We start from the raw sequence: 1,148 nt of genomic DNA, 5'->3' as shown, positions 1-1,148 counted from the left end.
GCCGTCGAACACCACCTATGGGAGCAGCCACGCGTCAAGTGGTGCGAACGCCATGGCGACCCCTGCGGCATGAACGGTGACTGGCACCGACACTGGCACGCGCTCAGGCCATCCGACTCGCCTGACACCAAATTCACCGTCGTCAGGTGGAGCCGATGAGCGCCGAGTTCCCCACGCTGGCCGAGGTGCTTCGCCAGCACCGAGTGAAGGTGCGACACGGCCGGTACTGGGTAGGCCAGTGCACTGGGTGCGCGTGGACCACAGACCAACCGATGGGATTCATGGCGGGCGTGCTGGATGCCCACGAGGCGCACCAGGGTGACGCGTGGCGTGAGGCGTGCACCATCCGCACCGCCGAGCAACTCAACGCCTTGCCGGACGGTGCGATCGTCGCGGACTGCCACCACTCTCCGGTCTACAAGCAGGACGGGATCTGGTGGTTCGGTTCTCAGCGGGCGGCCATCGTGCCGCCCTACGGATTCCCGGCGCTGCTGATCCACCACCCGGATTGGGCGCAGTCATGACCGCCGACGCCGCAGCCCTGATCGCCGACGTACTTGCGGCTCATCGACACCGAGGGTTTCGGGTCATCGACAACGGCCCCCTGGAAGACGACGTCGCGACGTATGCGGTCCTGTGTCGCTGCGGTCAGGACTTCCACGCCGCAACCAGTTGGCAGGCTGCTGCCGCGCACGAAGCGCACTCCGCCGCTGCTGTGGTGGCGGCACTCGGCGGACTCACCCGCGAATGGGCAGTCACGATGGGCACCGTCGGCTACGTCGGAACCGCCAGCAGCGACAAAGCCCGCGTCGAACTCGAACTCGCCGTCATCCGGAGCAACAACACGCGCTGGGAACGTGACCACAACGCCGCGCCGGACTGGGCCAGTAATCCCAGCCTGGTCGAGCGGTGGGTGAGCGGCTGGACACCCGAGGAACCAGCACCATGAGCGCCCATCACCGTCAACCAGCGACCTACGTGTTTCCGCCGGAAGTCTTTTCTCTGATCGTCGACCGCGACCCAGGCGACTACGAGGGCCTACACCGAGCCAGAATCACCGGCCCCAACGCGCACCAGTGCGAACCGTGGATGCTCACACCCACGCCGACGATCGGCTCCTACTGCCGCGCCTGCTGCCGACGCTGGCC

The 1,148-nt window shown here is 66.9% G+C and carries 3 protein-coding genes; all 3 read left to right on the top strand.

Features of this window, described 5'->3' with window-relative positions:
• Window positions 1-155 precede the first annotated feature (155 nt).
• Entirely contained in the window at window positions 156-524 is a 369-nt protein-coding gene (locus AWB94_RS00010; protein WP_131805422.1) for a hypothetical protein, read from the top strand.
• Window positions 521-949 (top strand): hypothetical protein, encoded by a 429-nt coding sequence (locus AWB94_RS00005; RefSeq protein ID WP_062659599.1) that lies wholly within the window; start codon window positions 521-523, stop codon window positions 947-949. The genes AWB94_RS00010 and AWB94_RS00005 overlap by 4 nt, the downstream gene beginning before the upstream one ends.
• Window positions 946-1,148: hypothetical protein (locus tag AWB94_RS35440; protein WP_207626208.1), on the top strand; the 203-nt coding region annotated here is incomplete at its 3' end. The genes AWB94_RS00005 and AWB94_RS35440, both read left to right, overlap by 4 nt.

The organism is Mycolicibacterium canariasense, assembly GCF_002101555.1.
Classification (GTDB): domain Bacteria; phylum Actinomycetota; class Actinomycetes; order Mycobacteriales; family Mycobacteriaceae; genus Mycobacterium; species Mycobacterium canariasense.
This window is presented reverse-complemented; position numbering and strand designations above follow the sequence as displayed.

Bases quoted from the DNA above. Each gene is read 5' to 3' on its own strand.
- AWB94_RS00010 (WP_131805422.1), top strand. From the start codon at position 156: ATGAGCGCCGAGTTCCCCACGCTGGCCGAGGTGCTTCGCCAGCACCGA.
- AWB94_RS00005 (WP_062659599.1), top strand. From the start codon at position 521: ATGACCGCCGACGCCGCAGCCCTGATCGCCGACGTACTTGCGGCTCAT.